Raw genomic sequence first — 19,533 nt, 5'->3', positions numbered from 1 at the left:
GACTTCGGCGCCGACATGCTGGTCATCCTGACCGCCGTCGAGAAGGTCTGCATCAACTTCAACAAGCCCGACCAGGAAGAGCTCTCCACGATGACCGTGGCCGAGGCTCGCGAGTACATCGCCCAGGGCCAGTTCGCTCCCGGCTCCATGCTGCCCAAGGTCGAGGCCTGCATCGAGTACGTCGAGGCTTTCCCGAAGGGCAAGGCCCTCATCACCTCCCTCGAGTGCGCCGCTGCCGGCCTCGAGGGCAAGACGGGCACCGTCATCGTTGCTTAATTTGATGACTGGCTCTGTTTGCTGATCCTTCCCGATATCGCAACGCGATTTCGGTGCAGCAAACTTATGAAAACGGCTTCTGCAGATCGTTTTTGCTCGCGATCCGCGACTTGCGATTTGCTTCAAGTTTGTTTTCAGCCCAATCGGTTTTTATCGGTTGCTCATCTCGAATGGAAACTGAAACAACGCTTACTCGCGACAGTGCGTGCGCATGCCCTGTCGCACCTCCTAAAGCCTTTGCCTTTGTTCAAGATTTGATCTTTGGGCAAGGCCCAAAAGCTCCCTCGCTTATGCGGGGGAGCTTTTGGTTTTCGGTTTACCGTGTTGCCTGGCTACCGATTATCGGTTTCTTGGGACAACCATGGTAAGATGCAGAACTATGTATTCGGCGCTAGCTTAAGGAAGTTTTATCAACATGCAAATTCGCGAAGAACTGGAAAACCTCATTGCGGCCTCTATCGCCGCTGCTTGTGACGACGCAACGCTGGAGCTGGCCGAGCGTCCTGCTCCGGCACTTGAGCGTCCTCGCGACCTGTCCAATGGCGATTGGGCTTCGACCGTAGCCATGCGTACGGCAAAGCTGGCTCATAAGAATCCGCGCGAGATTGCGCAGATCATCGTTGATCATCTGCCTGAAAACAACATGATTGCGTCTGTTGAGATTGCGGGTCCTGGTTTCATCAATATCAAATTGGCTCCTTCTGCATTTCAGTCCGTTGCCGCTCGGGTGCGTTCTGAGCGCTTTGATTTTGGCAAGGGCACGGTGCCGGAAGGTACTCCCCACAACGTTAACCTTGAATACGTCTCCGCTAACCCTACGGGTCCGATGCATGTCGGTCATGGCCGTTGGGCAACGCTTGGCGATGCCATTGCTCGCGTGATGCGCCATGCGGGCTATCAGGTTTCCGAGGAGTACTACATCAACGATCATGGCGTTCAGATGGATGTGTTCGGTAATTCCGTCTCCGTTCGCTATATGCAGCTGCTGGGTCATGACGTTGAGATGCCTGAGAAGTGCTACGGTGGCGGCTATGTGAAAGATATCGCCCAGGGAATCATCGATCGTGATGGCAACAAGTGGGAGAGCGTCAGCGACCAGGAGCGCATGGAGGCTTTCCGCGAAATCGCTTATCAGGAGATGCTCGATCTTGCCCGTGAAACCCTCACCGGTTTCGGTACCACCTTCGATACCTGGTTCAGTGAGCGCAGCCTTTATGAGACCGATGAAAGCGGCACGTCGCCCGTTTCCCGTTCCCTTGAGATCATGAACGAGAAGGGCTACCTCTACGACAAGGATGGCGCCACCTGGTTCCGCTCCACCGATTTCGGTGACGACAAAGACCGTGTTCTGCTGAAGGAAAACGGCGAGTACACGTACTTCATGTCCGATGTGGCTTATCACTACGACAAGATGCAGCGTGGTTTCGATCACCTCATCGACCTGTGGGGTGCCGATCATCATGGTTACATCCGCCGTTGCGAAGCCATGCTTGCTGCGTGGGGCTATCCCGGCGCGCTTGAGGTCGTGCTTGGCCAGCTGGTCAACCTCTTCCGTGATGGCGAAGCGGTGCGTATGTCGAAGCGTACGGGCGAGATGGTCACCTTCGCCGAGCTTATCGAAGAGGTCGGCGTGGACGCAACGCGTTTCCTGATGCTCTCGCGTTCTTCCGATCAGCCCATCGATTTCGATATCGAGGTTGCTAAGAAGAAGGACAACTCCAACCCGGTGTATTATGTGCAGTATGCCCACGCGCGTATCTGCTCTGTTCTGCGCAAGGCTGCCGGCGAAGGTGCCGAGTCTCTTTCCGCAGATGAGCTGGTTGCAAAGGTTATTCCGGCTGATGTCGACCTGAGCGTGCTCACGCATGAGTCCGAAATCGCGCTTATGCGTAAGATGGATGACTTTGGCGAGCTTGTCGCCTTGGCGGCTCGCGATCGCGCCCCGTTCCGTCTGACGCACTATGCGCAGGAGCTTGCCGGCTTGTTCCATCAGTTCTATACGAACTGCCATATCATCGGTGAAGAGGCTGCTGTCCAGAACGGTCGCCTGGCTCTCGCCGATGCTACCCGCACGGTCCTGGCGCTGACGCTTAGCCTTATCGGCGTTTCCGCTCCTGAGCGTATGTAGGCTTTCGCTCGGTTTTGCCGTTCAGTAAAATGGCCGCCCATGTGGGCGGCCATTTCTGTTCTATACGTTGTCCTCCAGGTCCATTTGCATGAGATTGACGTTTTCTCGCAGGCGTTTTGCTGCTACACGGGAAAGCTCGCCGTCGTCGTAGCGGGTTTGAATCTGCTCCAGCTCGATTTCCAGACCAAGTCGTTCGACATCGGCGCTTTTATCTTGCGTCGTCGTGAACGTGGTGATGGAAGGGGCGGCTGCGCGCAGCGTTCTCAGCAGACGTTGGTATTCGATAAGCAGTTTTGAAATGTCCTCGGCGTTTGCGGGGGAGTTTCCGGCCAACTCTTCATGGAGCTTATCCACTACATGCTCGTAGCACTTGATCTGCAGTGCTCGGGTAGCTTGCGTGGTCTCGCTGAGTTCGGCTCCGGGAACCTTATGGACGATTTCTTGCAAGCTGCGTCGACCGAACGTCCTCCATCGAATGAAATGCTGTCGAAGATTAGCGCGTACCGAGTGCTGATGCATGATCAACTCTTCCATTCGCGCAAGACGCATGAGGTACTGATACCCTGCGAATCGATCCACCTCGTCGGCGTCGATAAGGCTCTGCGCAAATTCGCGTTCCCAAGCAAGCGTGCGTAGGCGCAGCTTCATGTTCGGCTCGTCCTCTATGCCGTTAAGCTCTTTGATCCTTTTAATGCGGTCGTTATACTGCCGCACGACGATTTGCGTTGCCGCGCGCGTTTCGGGCGTTTGACGTGCGGACAGTTCTTCGATTACAACGCGGAGGATGTCAAGGTTCGCTTGGACGTCGCGTTCGAGCTGCTCGGTGTTGTCGCGTTTTTTCTGAGGGGCCAAGATCGGAACCACGAAGGTGGCGAGTAGGAGCGTGACCACGATGACGCCGCACGCTAAAAACAGTATCAGCTGACGTTGCGCGATAGCCTGCGGGATGGTCAGGATCACCGCCAGCGTCACAGTACCCTTCGGGCCGCCAAGCGTCATGATGGCAGCAGAATGCACGTCATGGGCAAGCGACTTGCGCGGTTCGGGCGCGATGTTCTTCTCCTTCGCGGTTTTCTCGTTGCGCTTCGCGACGTGCCGGTGGTGCACGCGCTCCATCAGCAGCACCCATACGAATCGAACTGCGATGAGAATCAAGCTGATGGTCAGCACGTATGCGAGCAGCGTCCAGTTCGAGATGGCCACCTTGCTCCAGGTGGTTTGCATGGCGCGCGGCAACTGCGTTCCCAGTAGCACGAACACGATGCCGTTGAGCGTGAAGGAGATAACGCGCCACACGCTGGTGGAGACGATGTTGAGGCGAGATACCGAGGGGCCCGCGGTGCGCGGCGAGATGACGTTGACAAGGCCGGCCGCCACCACGGCCAAGATACCGCTTCCCCCGAGTTGGTCGGCCGCCAAAAAGACGATGAACGGGGTGAATACCTCGAACAGGACGTGGAACGTGGTGTTCTCAAGGCCCCAGGATCGCACGAGACGAACGATGCCGTTGCCGATGACGCCAAGTATCAAGCCGAACGTGATGCCTCCCACGAACTCCAGCAGGAACTCGCCAATGGCATGAGCGGGGGAGAAGGCGCCGGTCATAGCTGCGGCTATGGCGAATTGGAAGGCTACGATACCTGAGGCGTCGTTGATTAACGATTCGCCTTTAAGGAGCGCCTTGCATCGCGGGCTGATGTCGGCGTCTTTCGATGCGGCGGACACGGCAATGGGGTCGGTAGGACCGAGCGCTGCACCCAGAGCGAATGCCGCAGCAAGCGAAATGGAGGGGATCATAGCGTTCACGAAAAAGCCCACGGCGACGATAATCGCCAGCACCAAGCCGATTGCCAGCGATAAGATTGAGCGCCTATTGCGCCATAGTTCCGTCTTCTTTGCCTCCTTGGCTTCATGAAAGAGCAACGGGGCTATGAACAACACTAAGAACAGCTCTGATTCGTCGAACAGCAGGTCGATCTGCCGTCCTGCGACCACGGCGATGGCAAGGCCTAGGCCGATTTGGATAAGCGGCGAAGATACTTTGGGCACGAGCTGATCGATCACCGACGAGGCTAATACGGCGGCGAGCATGAGCAATATAAGCAGGAATGTCTCCATATGGGCATCTCCAAGTATTCAACGGGAATGACCACATTGTAACCCGAACGGTAGGTGCTGAAAGGTTAACGGCGTATGAAGGTTGGTGCATCTGCACAAAATAGTGGAAGTAACCGCCGTAGGCGCGCGGCTATACCTTGGCAATGCTTCTATTCCGCTCATGTAAGGGCGAATGCGATGTGTCACGTCGTACGGACGGCTTCGAAAACCTTTTCGAAAAAAGTTTTGAAAAGGGGGTTGCACAGATTTGGGAAGTGCGTATAATACTTACTCGCGCCTTGGTGGGTGTGGCCTAGTTGGTTAGGGCGCCAGATTGTGGCTCTGGAGGTCGAGGGTTCGAATCCCTTCACCCACCCCATCGCGCAGCTTTTTGACATAGTGTGTTTTCTTGGACCGTTAGCTTAGTTGGTAGAGCAGGGGACTCTTAATCCCAAGGTCCGGGGTTCGAGTCCCCGACGGTCCACCATTTAAACACGCTTGTTGAACGAACCTTCACATATTCTTTTTCTTGGACTGTTAGCTTAGTTGGTAGAGCAGGGGACTCTTAATCCCAAGGTCCGGGGTTCGAGTCCCCGACAGTCCACCATGTGAACTCAAGCCCTGCTTTTGCGGGGCTTTTTTCTTTGTCTGAGCTTTTGTACCCAGTCATGCGCAATCGCTTCTCGCTTGCGGTGCTATCGTACAATTGAACGCGACACATCATGCCAATGGGAGCAGATCCCAAAAGGAGACATTTTGGATTCCAAACCATCTGAGAAACGATTTGCGCTCATCATCGATGCTGACAACGTTTCAGCCAAATACATCAAGCCCATCACCGATGAGCTGTCAAAATACGGCACGATCACCTACAAGCGCATCTATGGCGACTGGACTAGCACGCTGCACGCCAAATGGAAAGATGCGCTGCTTGAGAACTCGATCACGCCCATTCAGCAGTTCAGCTACACCACGGGCAAAAACGCCACGGATTCGGCAATGATCATCGACGCTATGGACATCATGTACACCGGTTCCGTCGAGGGTTTTTGCATTGTTTCCAGCGATAGCGACTTCACGCGTCTTGCAAGCCGTATCCGCGAAAGCGGCCTGACCGTCATCGGCATGGGTGAGAAGAAGACTCCTGTGCCGTTTCGCAAGGCGTGCGATATCTTCACCACGCTTGAGCTGCTTGTGGGCGAAAGCGGCAAGACGTCTCGCCGTGGACATCGCGGAGCGGCTTCCTCGACTGCCGGTCAGGGCAGCGGGCCGAGCATCGAGCAGGTCGAGCGCGCCGTGGCCGATATCGTCACGGATAACCAGAACAACGGTAAAGCCACCGGCCTCGGCGAGGTGGGTAGCCGACTTCTCAAGCGCTATCCGGACTTCGATGTGCGCAGCTACGGCACAAATCAGCTTACGAAGCTTCTCGGCGAGTTCTCCAGCGTCCAGGTGACCAAGGACGGCAACAGCGTGATGGTTGAGTTGACGGAAGGCTCGTCGGCGTCGTCCGGCGGCCGCCCCGACGACGATGCACAAACGGGGTCCGCGGATGCGACGGATCTCGAAAGCCGATCGGAGGGAGATGCCGCTGCATCGCAGCAAGATGCTTCCGAGCTGCAGGAAGGCGACAAGCCGCGCCGTTCTCGCAGGTCCCGTTCTCGCAGGTCCCGCTCGAAAACCGGCAGCGCTGGCGACAGGCCCCAAGGGCTCGGTGGTGAATCGGCTGCGACCGAGTCGGCTTTGGCGAACGAGATGGAGTCTGAGCAAGCATCGTCGTCGGCCAATTCCGGTGATGTGATGGATGATGCGCCTGGCAAGGTTGACGGAGCTTCTTTGCGTGCAACGACGGCCGCGGACGCGCTTGCGGATGAGGCGTTCGATAGGGTGGAGGCCGCAACCCCTTCGCCGGATTCCCCTGAAAGCGGTCATGGAGCTTCTTCCGCTACCGAGACGTTCGCCGCGGAAAACGACAGGGAAGGTGGCGCGGTCGAATCCGAGGTGCAAGGTTCGAAGCGGGCTCGCAAGCGGCGCAAGGCGTCACGGGCTCCGGAGTCCGAAAAGGGGCCCGAGCAAACGCCCGAGCAGCTCGTCTTCGATGCCGTGCGCGATGCGGGCATCGACGGGGTCGCCGTAACGGATCTGTCCAAGCTTGTGCGAAGCTCATTCAAATCGTTCAAGGTACGCGACCATGGGTTCGCTCAGATGCGGCAGTACATCGCTTCTCTTGCCGATATCAAGGTTGAGAAGCGGGGCAGCGATTATTTCGCCGTGCTGGAAGAATAGCTTGTGCTTTACGTGATGCGCTGCATTGTTCGGCGCATCACGTGTTTCCATCCGGTTAAATCCGCCGTTTAGGGTGATAACCGCTCAATCGACCCTCGTTCGTGTCGCTGCTTTTGCTATGATTGCTAGGCGCAAAAACACGCGCGAGGGCGTGCGGGCGTGGCGGAATCGGCAGACGCGCCAGATTTAGGTTCTGGTGGGCAACCCCCGTGAAGGTTCAAGTCCTTTCGCCCGCACCATTTGAGGGGAGCATGCACGCATGCATGCTCCCCTCAGCTGCTTTATGCTGAAGCTTGCGACCCTTATAGGAGGGGGTAGGCAAGCGGGAAGGAACGATTGGTATGGAAACTTTGAAGTCGATCTGCCGAAAGTGGAACGACATCAGCCTGATCAAGCGTATCTTGGTCGGTTTGATCATCGGCGCCGTTTTGGGCGTGCTCTGGCCGGGCAACGATGTGCTGGAGATGTTCGGCACGTTGTTCGTCTCCGCGCTGAAGGGCGTGGCTCCCATTTTGGTGTTCTTCTTGGTCATCAGCGCGCTTGCCAACGCTAAGGGCGCCGGTGCCATGAAAGTGGTCGTGATCTTGTATCTGGCGGCCACGTTCATCGCTGCATTCGTCGCCGTCCTGATGAGCTCCCTGTTCCCCGTGGAGCTTACGCTGGCCGCTGCGCAGGACACCTCTGCAGCGCCTTCCGACATCGGATCGGTGTTCTCCAAGCTGCTTCTGTCCATCGCATCCAACCCTGTTGACGCGCTGACCAACGCGAACTACCTGGGCATCCTTGCTTGGGCCGTGCTTCTCGGCATCGCGCTGCGTCGCGCCAAGGACGGCGTGAAGGAAGTGTTCGCCGCTATCTCCGATGCGGTTTCGCAGGTTGTGCGCTGGATCATCTCCTTGGCTCCGTTCGGCATCTTGGGCTTGGTGTACACCTCTGTCAGCACCAACGGCCTTGAGATCTTCACCGAGTACGGACAGCTTCTCTTGGTGCTCCTTGCCGCCATGGCAGTGGTCGCATTCATCACCAACCCGCTTTTGGCGTTCGCGTGCTTCCGCAAGAACCCCTATCCGCTGGTGTGGCGTTGCACGAAGGATTCCGGCGTCACGGCGTTCTTCACCCGCAGCTCCGCTGCTAACATCCCCGTGAATATGGAGCTGTGCAAGAAGCTTGGTCTGAACAAGGACAACTACTCCGTGTCCATTCCCTTGGGCGCCACCATCAACATGGGCGGCGCGGCTGTGACCATCTCCTTGATGGCCATGATGGCAGCGCACACCATGGGCGTCGAGGTCGGCTTCGGCACCGCCGTCATCCTGGGCGCGCTTTCCGCCGTGTCTGCTTGCGGCGCATCCGGCGTCGCCGGCGGCAGCCTACTGCTCATCCCACTGGCCTGCAGCCTGTTCGGCATCGGTAACGACATCGCCATGCAGGTCGTCGGCATTGGCTTCGTCATCGGCGTTATCCAGGACTCCGTGGAGACTGCCATCAACTCTTCCACCGACGTGCTGTTCGCGGCATCCGCCGAGTACATGCAGTGGCGTCGCGAGGGCCGCGAATTCAAGCCCGGCGTAGACGCGTAGGGTGTAAACGGCAAACCGAATATACCGATACCTTAGGAGGGGGCGCGATCGCGCCCCCTCCTTGCGTTTGGCGGTGTTCTAGCGTCTGGGTGTGTGGGGGGCGCAGGATACCGGCGATCAGGTTAGCCTTGCGTCCTCCTACGATTGCGACGGCTGCTTGTCGCCGTCGACGGGCGGTATGCACGTCCGAGCCTCGAAGCGTTCGCGAAGGGGTTGAGAGGGCGGGCTAGGGAAGGAAAGGGGGAATATCGGCGGTATGGGGCTCCGAGGTTTGAGGCGTTCGCGAAGGGCGTTGGCCAAATAGGGCAGACGTTGGGAGACGCCGACTTGCATGCTTTCCCTTGCAGTGCCAGCGCAGCTATGTCCGTGTACGGGCGCATGGCAATGAGAAGGGGCGCCGGAGCGCCCCTTAACGGAATATAGGATGCGATTTGCAGGTTATCCCACAAACCTGCCGAGCAGAAAGCCGATGATCACGCACGCAGCGGCAAAGCAGGCGGAAAGCGCTACCAGACGGGTGTCGTGGTGCTTATCGCGGTTGCGCTCCTCCTGCGCTTTGCGCTTTGCGGGGAAGTAGGAGTAGCCGTCGGTTGTGATGGCTACCACGGTGCCGCGACGCTCGTCCGGGCGTTTTGCAAGCGCCCCGCGCTCGATGAGCTCGCGCTGCAGGTCGTCGTCGGGGCGCAGCGGGAACGCGCAGCGATAGACCAATTCGCCGTCGACGGTGCAGGTTGCGCGTTCGTAATCAAGCAGGCGGCCCAGTTCCCGCTCTTGCAAGATGTTCAATTCGATGGAAGCCATGATGAGTTCCTCTGGTGCGTTGAGTGTGCGTTTTCAGATATAGTTATGATACCCTGAACAGGTTCGTTTTGGTAGGCAAATGTGGCAAGCGGCGCGGTGGTTTTCCGCGTCCCGTTGCGCAGGCGCGCCCTGCGTTTCCGTGGTTCGTTCGTGAACGCGGGACCTCAGCTTTATCGAGCGGGCGGAATGTGCCATAATAACAGGTCGGTGCGCTATAGCACCTGTGAGCAAGTAACGATGGAGGATAGCTACGTGGAAACTAAAGTTGAGGCTCTTGAGGGCAACCGCGCGAAGGTGACCATCACCCTCGATGCCAAGGACGTCGACGCCCGTATCAAGAATACGTATAAGGAATTCGCTAACAAGTACAACTTCCCCGGGTTCCGCAAGGGCAAGGCCCCGCGTCCCATTATCGACAACGCACTGGGCAAGGACGCTGTCCGCGCTTCCGTCGCCGACGAAGTGGTGAACGGTCTTTCCCTCATCGCCATCGACGAGAAGGGCCTGTTCCCCATCAGCAAGCCCGAGTTCGCTGAGGAGCCCGGCCTGGTCGAGGACGGCAAGGAGTACTCCTACACCTTCACCATCGAGTGCAAGCCCGAGGTCGAGCTGGACAGCTACGAGGCCGTCGAGATCGAGCTTCCCGGCGAAGAGGCCACCGATGAGGAGATCGAGGACCAGATCGAGCACTTCCGCGAGCATTACTTCACCTTCAAGGACGCTCCGGCCAACACCAAGGTCAAGGTCGACTCCGAGCTGACCATCGCCATGAAGTGCACCGACGACAAGGGCGAGGCCATCGAGAGCCTGTCCACCGAGGAGCGTCCCTACACCATGGGCGCCGGCCTTCTGCCCGAGGAGTTCGAGGAGAAGCTGGTCGGCCTGAAGAAGGGCCAGACCGCCGAGTTCGATCTGGACATTCCGGCCAACCCGCCCGTGCTGCTGCGCGCGCTTAAGGACAAGACCGAGAAGATCCACTTCGACGTCGAGGTCAAGGCCGTTCGCAAGAAGATCCTCCCCGAGGTCACCGATGAGTGGGTCAAGGAGACCCTGGGCTTTGAGAGCGTCGAGGACCTGCGCACCCGTCTGGCCGAGAGCCTGACCGCGCAGAAGAAGTCCATGCTGCCGGGCCTGAAGGAGCGCGCTTGCCTGAACAAGCTCATCGAGCGTATGGACGTCGAGGTGCCCGCCGCCATGGCCGAGGCCGCTGAGGCTAACCTGCTGCAGGAGCTGTTCCAGCAGCTGCAGGCTTCTGGCATGTCCTTCGACGCCTATCTGCAGCAGATGGGCCTGAAGGCCGAGAACTTCAAGGACGACATCAAGCTGCAGGCCGCCGACACCGTCAAGCAGGACCTTGCCCTGGACGCTTGGGCACGTCATTTCGACATGCAGGTCTCCGATGCCGACGTCACCATGGAGTTCGTGAAGTCCGGCGTCGAGGATCCGGCTGCCCTGGAAGAGGATTGGCGCAAGAACGGCCAGCTGCACATGGTCCGCGAGGGCGTGCTGCGCACGAAGGCCGTCATGGATCTGATGGACAAGGCCATCGTCACCGGGATCCAGCCGAAGGCCGACGACGAGAAGCCGGCTAAGAAGACCGCCAAGAAGGCTGCCAAGGCCGACGACGCCGAATAGCATAAGCTGTCAGCCATTTTCAGCCCGCCCAGGAGGTGCGTACGTGCGCGTGCGCATGCCTGGGCGGGCTGTGGTTACTCCATGAATGCGTCACAGCGCTTGCGCGCGCGGCCATGTTGCCGCACTATAGCTATCAAACCTTTTGGCCGCTGCGGCGGCTTTTCAAGAGAAGCGAGGCTTACATGAGTTTCAACCCACATTCTGCTCTGATCCCCTACGTTGTGGAGCAGTCGCCGCGTGGCGAGCGCAGCTACGACATCTATTCCCGCCTGCTCAACGAGCGCATCATCTTCTTGGGCGAGCAGATCGACGATCAGGTGGCCAACTCCGTGGTGGCTCAGCTGCTTCATCTGGAATCGGCCGATCCCGAAAAGGACATCAGCCTCTACATCAACTCCCCGGGCGGCAGTGTGACCGCCGGCCTGGGCATCCTTGACACCATGAACTTCATCAAGTGCGATGTCTCTACCATCTGCCTGGGTGAATGCGCTTCCATGGCCGCTGTGCTGCTGTCCAACGGCGCGAAGGGCAAGCGTCTGTGCCTTCCCAACTCCATGGTGCTCATCCATCAGCCTTCCGGCGGCGCTCAGGGCCAGCAGACCGAGATCGCCATCGTGGCCGATTTCATGCTGAAAACCCGCCAGCGTTTGAACAAGATCCTGGCAGACAACACCGGTCAGTCGCTGGACACCATTCAGCGCGACACCGAGCGCGACAATTACATGACCGCCGAGCAGGCTCTTGAGTACGGCTTGGTGGACCGCATCGTCACGTCCCGTGCGGCAATGGCAAAATCCGAATAGGAACGATAATCTCGATGAACGATAGACACGACGATCAATACGCGGGCAAGGACCCCAAGGACATCGTGTGCGCATTCTGCGGCAAGCATCCGCACCAGGTTGCGGCCATGATCTCGGGCCCGAACGGCATCTACATTTGCGATGAGTGCATCTCCGTATGCGCCGATGCCATGATGCGCGATCTGGGCCTGCAGGTGCCCGCTATGGGCGAGGCAGGCAACGATAGGGTGGTCGAGGCTCATATGGAGCAGACGGGCTCGCCGAGTCCCGAGCTCGTGCTCTCGCAGCTGCCCACGCCTCATGAGCTGTATGCCGAGCTCTCCGAGCATGTGGTGGGGCAGGAGGCGGCTAAGCGCGCTCTGTCCGTGGCGGTGTACAACCATTACAAACGCATCAGCCTTGGCGAGCAGGCCAAGGAAGGCGACGTCGAGCTTGCCAAATCCAACATCATGCTGTTGGGGCCGACGGGTTCCGGCAAGACGCTTCTTGCCCAAACGCTTGCCCGCACGCTGCAGGTTCCCTTCGCCATCGCGGATGCAACCACCCTCACCGAGGCCGGTTACGTCGGCGAGGACGTGGAGAATATCCTGCTCAAGCTCATCACGGCTGCCGATTTCAACATCGAGCGTGCCGAGATCGGCATCATCTACATCGACGAGATCGACAAGGTGGCCCGCAAGGCCGAGAACCTTTCCATCACGCGCGATGTTTCGGGCGAGGGCGTGCAGCAGGCATTGCTCAAGATCGTGGAGGGCACCGAGGCCTCGGTGCCGCCTCAGGGCGGTCGCAAGCATCCTCAGCAGGAGCTTATACATATCGACACCACCAATATCCTGTTCATCTTGGGCGGTGCGTTCGTGGGCTTGGCCGACATCATCGCCGAGCGCGTCGGCAAGTCGGGCCTTGGCTTCAATGCCGATATGCCCGAGTCGAAAAAGCATGCCGATGCCGCATTGCTGGCGCAGGTCCTGCCCGAGGACTTGAACAAGTTCGGCATGATCCCCGAGTTCGTCGGCCGCATCCCCGTCGTCACCAGCTTGTCCGAGCTTTCGGAGGATGATCTGGTGCGCATCCTGACCGAGCCGAAGAACGCGCTGGTCAAGCAGTACAAGCGCATGTTCGAATTCGAGGAATCCGAGCTGACGTTTACCGACGAGTCCCTCCGTGCCATCGCGCGAGAGGCTTTGGAGCACGGAACCGGCGCACGCGGCCTTCGCAGCATCTGCGAGCGCGTGTTGCAAAACGTTATGTATGACCTGCCGGAGCACGAAGGTGCTTCGAAGGTGGTGGTTCGCGCCACCGATATCACGGGGGAGACCACCCCGGTGATCGACTCTGTTCCCGAGCAACCGGAGATGAGCGTCTAACATGGAAGAAATGCCGAAAACCTACGATACCGCCGCCGTTGAGCAGCGCATGCTGGACAAGTGGCTTGAAGGCGACTACTACCGCCGCAGCGCCGGTGTCGGCGATTGCACGGTGACCATCCCGCCGCCCAACGTCACGGGCAAGCTGCATATGGGCCACGCGATGGATGACACCATTCAGGACACGTTCGTCCGCTTCAACCGCATGCGCGGTCGTTCTACGCGCTGGATCTTGGGAACCGACCATGCGGGCATCGCCACGCAGACCAAGGTGGACAAGAAGCTTGCCGCCGAGGGCATCTCGCGTCGCGAGATCGGCCGCGAGAAGTTCATCGATGCTTGCTGGGACTGGACCAACGAATACGGCGGGTTCATCGTGGAGCAGGTCAAGCGCATGGGCTGCTCCGTGGATTTCTCCGATCCTCATTTCACCATGGACGAGGATTACGCCAAGGGCGTGCGCAAGGTGTTCTGCGATTGGTATCACGATGATCTGATCTATCGCGGCAAGCGTATCGTCAACTGGTGCCCGCATTGCACCACGGCCATCGCCGATGACGAGGCCGAGTACAAAGAGGAAGACGGCCATCTGTGGCATCTGCGCTACCCGTTGGTGGAACCCATCGACGGGCAGGACTACATCGTGGTTGCAACCACCCGTCCGGAAACCATGCTGGGCGACACGGGCGTTGCGGTATCTCCGAAAGACCACGACAAGGATAAGTTCGTGGGCGCGAAGGTTATGCTGCCTATCATGGACCGCGAGATCCCCATCTTCTCCGATTTCTACGTTGATGCGGGCTTTGGCTCCGGCTTCGTGAAGGTCACGCCCGCCCATGACCCCAACGACTTTGCCATGGGCGAGCGTCATGGCTTGGAGAAGATCAACATCTTCGACGAGACGGCGCACGTCGTGGAAGGCTACGGCCAGTTCACCGGCATGAGCCGCGAAGAGTGCCGCGAGGCCGTGGTGGCGTGGTTCGAGGAGCATGGCCTGCTCGATCACGTTGAGGACCATCATCACTCGGTCATGCATTGCTACCGTTGCGACTCCGCGTTGGAGCCGTGGCTGTCCGAGCAGTGGTTCGTTGCTGTCGACAAGCTGAAGGGCCCGGCCACCGAGGCCGTCACCTCCGGTAACATCAAGTTCCACCCCGAGCGCTGGACGCAGTCCTACCTCACTTGGATGGAGAACCTTAGGGACTGGTGCATCTCGCGCCAGCTGTGGTGGGGCCATCGCATCCCCGTGTTCTACTGCGAGGATTGCGGCTGGGAAGATGCGCTCATGGAGGATGTCGATGTATGCCCGAAGTGCGGCGGCCATCACGTGCGCCAGGACGAGGATGTTCTGGACACCTGGTTCTCCAGCCAGCTTTGGACCTTCGCTACCCAGGGTTGGCCCGACAACACCGAGCTGTTGCAGGGGCACCATCCCACGGCGGCGTTGTTCACCGCTCGCGACATCATCGCGCTGTGGGTTGCGCGCATGATCATGGCTTCCACGTACTTCCTCGATGAGATCCCGTTCCATGACGTGGTCATCTACGCCACCATTTTGGCCAAGGACGGCACGCGCATGTCCAAATCCAAGGGTAACGGCGTAAACCCCATGGACCTTATCGAGAAGTACGGCGCAGATGCCATGCGCTTCAACCTGCTCACGCTGGTCACCAACAACCAGGACGTCCGCTTCGATGCCAACATCGACAAGAAGACCCGCGAGCTCATCGATAGCCCGCGTACCGAGCAGGCGCGTTCGTTCGTCACGAAGATCTGGAACGCCAGCCGCTTCGTGCTCGGCAACCTGGAGGGCTTCACGCCCGGCAAGCCTGTTGCCCGTACCCAGGCCGATGCGTGGATCTTCAGCCGTCTTGCCCGCCTTTCCAAGGTGGTCACGGAGGGCCTGTCCGCCTACCAGTTCGGCGAGGTCGCGCGCGAGCTGCACAACTTCTTCTGGAACGAGTTCTGCGACTGGTACATCGAGTTCACCAAGGCAAGCCTGCGCGCCGAAGGCGAGGAGCGCCTGCAGACGCAGCGCAACCTGGTGTTCGTGCTGGACAACGCGCTTCGCCTGCTGCATCCGGCAACGCCGTTCGTGACCGAGGCCATTTGGGAGCACCTGCCCAAGGCCGAGGGTGAGAAGGATGCGCTCATGGTTGCGGCCTGGCCCGAGCCTGAGACGCTTGCCTCTTGGATCGATCCCGATGCCGAGCGTGCGGTCGGCATGCTGTGCGGCGTCGTGGGCGCTGTCCGCTCCACGCGCGCCCGTTACGGCATCAGCCCCAAGCAGGAGCTTGCGGTCGTGGTGAACGCTCAGCCCGAGAACGTGGCCGTGCTCGAGGAGCTTTCCGCTCAAATCGAAGCTATGGCTCGCGTATCCGAGCTCACGGTTGCCGCCGGTGCGGCGAAGCCGGCCGAAAGCGCTGCCGTGGTCGTTGAGGGCGCCGAGGTGTACAGCGTGCTCACCGGCATGGTCGATTTCGATGCTGAGCGCACTCGTCTCGCCAAGGAGCAGAAGAAGCTGGCGGGCGATGCGGCCAAGTTCTCCAAGAAGCTGTCCAATCCGGGCTTTTTGGCCAAGGCGGCTCCCGAGATCGTGGAGAAGGATCGCGCCAAGCTTGCAGAGATTGAAGATCAGCTGGCCCGTGTCGAGGCTCAGCTGGCCGAGCTCGGCTAGTTGTGAAGGAATTCGCAGCTAGCGGACCAAAAAACTTGCACGATGGCGGCAATGGCGGTATACTGTCAAATCGTGTCTTGTGACAAGTAAAGGTTTTACTGAACATATAAGAAGGAACAGGCAATGGATATCATTCGCGCAATCGAGCAGCAGCAGATCAAGTCCGATCTTCCCGAATTCCACGTTGGCGACAACGTCAAGGTTCACTACCGCATCACCGAGGGTAACCGTGAGCGTATCCAGGTGTTCCAGGGCGACGTGATCCGTCGTCACGGCCATGGCGTCCGCGAGACGTTCACCGTCCGCAAGATCAGCTTCTCCATCGGCGTTGAGCGTACCTTCCCGGTGCATTCCCCGAAGATCGACAAGATCGAGGTCACCCGTAAGGGCGACGTCCGTCGCGCCAAGCTGTACTACCTCCGCGACAAGGTGGGCAAGGCTGCCAAGATCAAGGAGAAGTCCTTCCGCTAAGCCGGCATTCGGCATATGTGACTTCAAGAACCCCTCGTCCGATTGGAGGAGGGGTTCTTTTTGATTCGAGAACGTGATCTGAGAAGGCGCTCCATTGTTTCGCCTTCGCCATCTGATCCAGCTATATCGGCTGAAACGTACTGGTTCGAGAGATCGTGTTTCGGCCTTCGTTTAGCGTCTGTGCTAGTTCAAGCGAGGCCGGATGGTTTGAGGGGCTATCGTTTTCAGAATCGATAACCGGTTGCGCTGGATTTTAATGGCTCGTTTTCGAATGCTATTTTGAGGTAAACCGCTTCCGAGTCAGAAGTGCGGGATGCCTCGTTTATGTGCGTCATACAGGAGGGGAAACCATGGGTCCAACGGTTGCTGAGATCAAATCCAAGCTGCAAGCTGCCGATGCTGCCGAGTTCGCCGTTCTCGAGCGGTCGTTGGTCGCGGATACGCGCAAGGGCGTGCGTTCGGCGGTCGAGTCGGCGCGAAGACGTCTTACTGCCGAGGCCCAGGAGTCGGCGCGCCTGGAGGGGATGTATGCCTTCCAAAACGAAATCGCGAGCGGCGGTATCGTGGTCGGCCTTGACGAGGTTGGCCGCGGCCCGTTGGCGGGCCCCTTGGCGGTTGGCGCCGTAGTGCTGCCAGATCAGCCGCATATCCCAGGGCTCAACGATTCTAAGCAAGTGAAAGCGGAATCTCGCGAGGCGATAGCGCATCATATCAAGGAGGTCGCGCTTGCCTGGACCGTTCAGTACGTCTCACCTGAAGATATCGATTCAAACGGGATGACGGCGTCGCTGCTGCGTGCCTTTCGGGCCGCCCTTGCGGAAGTGGAGTCGACGGGCGTGAAGCTCGACACGGTGCTGCTTGATGGCAACCCGCTGCATATGGACCCGCGTGAGGTGAACGTGGTGAAAGGCGATGGGAAGTGCGCCTCCATCGCCGCTGCTTCCATTGTGGCGAAGGTCGAGCGCGATGCGCTCATGTGCGAATATGCCCGGCAGTATCCCGAGTACGACTTTTCGTCCAATAAGGGGTACGCAAGCGCCGCCCATATCCAGGCCATTAAAGACCATGGGCTGTGCCCGATTCATCGGGCATCCTTTTGCCATGCATTTACGCAGGAAAGCCTGTTTTAATCGGTGTCTGCGCAGTGCCTAGGAATTACGTGCGTGGTCGGACGGCGGTGAGCGTTATTCTTAATGGTTGGCATGCTTTGCTCTATCTGCAAGCCTTTGGCGAAGGTGGCGCCGTTGCGTGCATGCTGCCTGATTCGGTGTGATTAGATGCAGCTTGCGAAGGCTTATCCTTCCTGGCTCCGCAAGCTTACGTGGTGTTATCTGCAAGGTTCGCACAAGGGTTGCGCAAGATGGCGTCGTTAAGGTAGGTCATAGCGAGGAAAGGAGCATGCTATGGCCGAATCACGCCAAGACGAGCAACGAGACGATCATCGAGATGATCGACAAGACGAACAAAGTCCTAACCAGACTTCCAACGACGCCGAGAGCGCAGGCAGCCAACCTAATCTGCACAATAAGCGGCTTGGCCGCTTGGGGGAGGACGTTGCGGCGCGTTATCTGGTGTCGCGCGGCTACGAGATCATCGCGCGCAATTGGACATGCCAGGCCGGCGAGGCCGATATCATCGCACGTGACGACGATATCTTGGTGTTCGCAGAGGTGAAAACGCGATCGAGCACCGAGAAAGGTTTTCCGAGCGAGGCGGTCGACAGCAAAAAGCGCCAGAAGTACCTGAAAATCGCCGAGCTTTTCACTAGCAGATACGACGTGCGCGACCTGCAGATACGATTCGACGTCATGTCCCTGGTCGTCACCGATAACGCGCACGCCACCATCCGCCATTACATCAACGCCTTTGGAGCCGAGTCGCTATGAGCGCGTCGTGCGTGGTGCACGCCGCGACGTTGCGCGGCGTGCAGGCGGTTCCCGTTGAAGTCGAGGTGTGCGTGAGCAATGGGATGCCGGGCTTTTCGGTCGTGGGAATGGCCGATGCTTCGGTACAGGAATCGCGGGAGCGCGTGCGCGCTGCGTTGCGAGCCTGCGGATTTAGCATGCCGAGCAGCAAAGTGGTGGTGAACCTTGCACCGAGCGCGTTGCGGAAAACCGGTTCGGGGTTCGACCTTCCCATAGCCGTAGGCTTGTTGTGCGCCACGGGCCAAGTGAATCCCGCCATGCTCGATGGCGTGCTGTTTGCAGGGGAGCTGTCCTTGGAAGGGGCCGTGCGGCCGGTAGCCGGCTTGCTGGCGTATGCCTTGTGCGCCCAGAAGCAGGGTCTGGCCCTTGTGAGCGCGGCAGAGGATGGAGCTGGGCGGATAGAGGGCATCAGTCGACGGGTGATCGAGTCGCTTGGACAGTTGCGCCGTGGAGAGTTCGTCGAACTCGGGGGCGCCTTGGCGCCCGAAAAGCCCGAGGAGCTTGACTTTCGCGACATCGCAGGCCATGACATGGCGAAGCGTGCTTTTCAGATAGCCGCTGCCGGCGGGCATGGCTTGCTCATGATGGGGCCTCCCGGCTCCGGTAAGACCATGCTGGCGTCGCGCCTGCCTTCTATCTTGGCTCCCTTATCACGTTCGGAGGCGCTTGAAGCGGCGGTCATCCATTCCGTTGCCGGTCATGATGCCGCCCCGCTTTTGGCCGGTATCAGGCCGTTTCATGCGCCTCATCATTGCGCGACCTTGGCAGGCTTGGTGGGCGGAGGCTCGCCTCCGCGCCCGGGTGCCATCTCGTTGGCGCATAACGGGGTGCTGTTCTTGGACGAGCTGCCCGAGTTCGCGCCTTCGGTGCTGCAGGGCATCCGTCAGCCTATGGAATCCGGGGAGGTGGTGGTCACGCGCGCCGACGGTAGCGTGCGATTCCCTGCGCGCTTCATGCTGGTAGCGGCGGCGAATCCGTGTCCCTGCGGCTTCTTCGGCGACTCCGAGCGTTCTTGCACTTGTTCCCAGCGCCAAGTGCATCAGTATCAGGGACGAGTGGGCGGTCCGCTTATGGACCGCATCGACGTGCATATCGATGTCGCCCGCATCCCGCCGGGCCAGGTGCTCTCAACGGGAAAGGGGACCTCGTCAGCGAAGCTTCGCGAAGGGGTGCTTGCGGCTCGGGAATACGCATCGTGGCGCCGCAGCACCACGGGGTTGGATGAGCGTGCACGTCAGGCCGAGGTGTTGGTCGGGTCGTGCGCTATGAGCGAAGCCGATCGCGGCTTTCTGGAAAAGCTTGCGGCTTCGGGGTCGATGAGCGGGCGCGCCATCATGCGCACGTTGGCGCTGGCAAGGACCATTGCCGATATGGAGCAGGTGCCCCGGGTGGGACGCGATCATCTGTGCGAAGCGGTCGGCTTCCGGTTGCGCGAAGGGGGTGCATGATGGCTGGGCAGCCCGAGGGGCCGGGTATGCGGTTGGCAG

At 59.3% G+C, this 19,533-nt stretch carries 13 protein-coding genes, 4 tRNA genes and 1 pseudogene; 16 read left to right on the top strand and 2 right to left on the bottom strand.

The features are described from left to right. A pseudogene (locus tag Q0H50_RS03340) lies at positions 1–276 on the top strand (carbamate kinase); the annotation flags it as partial. Between the two features lie 415 nt (positions 277–691). Then, the gene (argS, locus tag Q0H50_RS03335; protein WP_294419355.1) at positions 692–2,404 is read left to right on the top strand and encodes an arginine--tRNA ligase; all 1,713 of its coding nucleotides are present in this window, start codon (positions 692–694) and stop codon (positions 2,402–2,404) included. 60 nt (positions 2,405–2,464) lie between these two features. On the opposite strand, the gene Q0H50_RS03330 is transcribed toward argS, so the two are convergent. Further along, positions 2,465–4,522: a sodium:proton antiporter gene (locus Q0H50_RS03330; RefSeq protein ID WP_294419353.1), complete on the bottom strand. Its 2,058-nt coding sequence runs from the start codon at positions 4,520–4,522 to the stop codon at positions 2,465–2,467. Between the two features lie 281 nt (positions 4,523–4,803). Here Q0H50_RS03330 and Q0H50_RS03325 point away from each other — a divergent pair. The 6 genes from Q0H50_RS03325 (at position 4,804) to sstT (ending at position 8,367) form a co-directional block, all read left to right on the top strand. Then, a tRNA-His gene (locus Q0H50_RS03325) sits at positions 4,804–4,880 on the top strand. A gap of 32 nt (positions 4,881–4,912) precedes the next feature. Beyond that, positions 4,913–4,988, top strand: a tRNA-Lys gene (locus Q0H50_RS03320). A 44-nt stretch (positions 4,989–5,032) separates the two neighbouring features. Further along, positions 5,033–5,108: transfer RNA gene (locus Q0H50_RS03315), tRNA-Lys, on the top strand. Between the two features lie 149 nt (positions 5,109–5,257). Beyond that, on the top strand, positions 5,258–6,787 hold the full coding sequence (locus Q0H50_RS03310; RefSeq protein ID WP_294419351.1) for an NYN domain-containing protein: 1,530 nt from the start codon (positions 5,258–5,260) through the stop codon (positions 6,785–6,787). Between the two features lie 153 nt (positions 6,788–6,940). Beyond that, positions 6,941–7,026 (top strand) — tRNA-Leu (locus tag Q0H50_RS03305). A gap of 102 nt (positions 7,027–7,128) precedes the next feature. Continuing rightward, the gene (sstT, locus tag Q0H50_RS03300) at positions 7,129–8,367 is read left to right on the top strand and encodes a serine/threonine transporter SstT (protein WP_294419349.1); all 1,239 of its coding nucleotides are present in this window, start codon (positions 7,129–7,131) and stop codon (positions 8,365–8,367) included. 438 nt (positions 8,368–8,805) lie between these two features. Here the strand turns inward: sstT and Q0H50_RS03295 are convergent, their stop codons facing one another. Further along, positions 8,806–9,168 (bottom strand): hypothetical protein, encoded by a 363-nt coding sequence (locus Q0H50_RS03295; RefSeq protein ID WP_294419347.1) that lies wholly within the window; start codon positions 9,166–9,168, stop codon positions 8,806–8,808. A 252-nt stretch (positions 9,169–9,420) separates the two neighbouring features. Here Q0H50_RS03295 and tig point away from each other — a divergent pair, with 252 nt between their 5' ends. The 8 genes from tig (at position 9,421) to Q0H50_RS03255 (ending at position 19,494) form a co-directional block, all read left to right on the top strand. Then, entirely contained in the window at positions 9,421–10,803 is a 1,383-nt protein-coding gene (tig, locus tag Q0H50_RS03290; protein ID WP_294419345.1) for a trigger factor, read from the top strand. A 182-nt stretch (positions 10,804–10,985) separates the two neighbouring features. After that, positions 10,986–11,606 (top strand): ATP-dependent Clp protease proteolytic subunit, encoded by a 621-nt coding sequence (locus Q0H50_RS03285; RefSeq protein WP_042433952.1) that lies wholly within the window; start codon positions 10,986–10,988, stop codon positions 11,604–11,606. A 14-nt stretch (positions 11,607–11,620) separates the two neighbouring features. Next, the gene (gene clpX, locus Q0H50_RS03280) at positions 11,621–12,973 is read left to right on the top strand and encodes an ATP-dependent Clp protease ATP-binding subunit ClpX (protein ID WP_294419343.1); all 1,353 of its coding nucleotides are present in this window, start codon (positions 11,621–11,623) and stop codon (positions 12,971–12,973) included. A 1-nt stretch (position 12,974) separates the two neighbouring features. Next, positions 12,975–15,650 carry a valine--tRNA ligase gene (locus Q0H50_RS03275; protein WP_294419339.1) on the top strand — a complete coding sequence of 892 codons (2,676 nt, stop codon included), beginning with the start codon at positions 12,975–12,977 and terminating at the stop codon, positions 15,648–15,650. Between the two features lie 123 nt (positions 15,651–15,773). Next, a complete protein-coding gene (gene rplS, locus Q0H50_RS03270) occupies positions 15,774–16,121 on the top strand; it encodes a 50S ribosomal protein L19 (protein WP_042433961.1) in 348 nt (115 codons plus the stop codon). Between the two features lie 350 nt (positions 16,122–16,471). Continuing rightward, positions 16,472–17,251 carry a ribonuclease HII gene (locus Q0H50_RS03265; protein ID WP_294419337.1) on the top strand — a complete coding sequence of 260 codons (780 nt, stop codon included), beginning with the start codon at positions 16,472–16,474 and terminating at the stop codon, positions 17,249–17,251. A gap of 273 nt (positions 17,252–17,524) precedes the next feature. Beyond that, positions 17,525–18,007 carry a YraN family protein gene (locus Q0H50_RS03260; protein ID WP_294419335.1) on the top strand — a complete coding sequence of 161 codons (483 nt, stop codon included), beginning with the start codon at positions 17,525–17,527 and terminating at the stop codon, positions 18,005–18,007. Further along, the gene (locus Q0H50_RS03255; protein WP_294419334.1) at positions 18,004–19,494 is read left to right on the top strand and encodes a YifB family Mg chelatase-like AAA ATPase; all 1,491 of its coding nucleotides are present in this window, start codon (positions 18,004–18,006) and stop codon (positions 19,492–19,494) included. Before Q0H50_RS03260 ends, Q0H50_RS03255 begins: the two co-directional genes overlap by 4 nt. Positions 19,495–19,533: the final 39 nt, after the last annotated feature.

It is taken from the genome of uncultured Senegalimassilia sp. (assembly GCF_934632265.1).
Lineage (GTDB): Bacteria > Actinomycetota > Coriobacteriia > Coriobacteriales > Eggerthellaceae > Senegalimassilia.
This window is presented reverse-complemented; position numbering and strand designations above follow the sequence as displayed.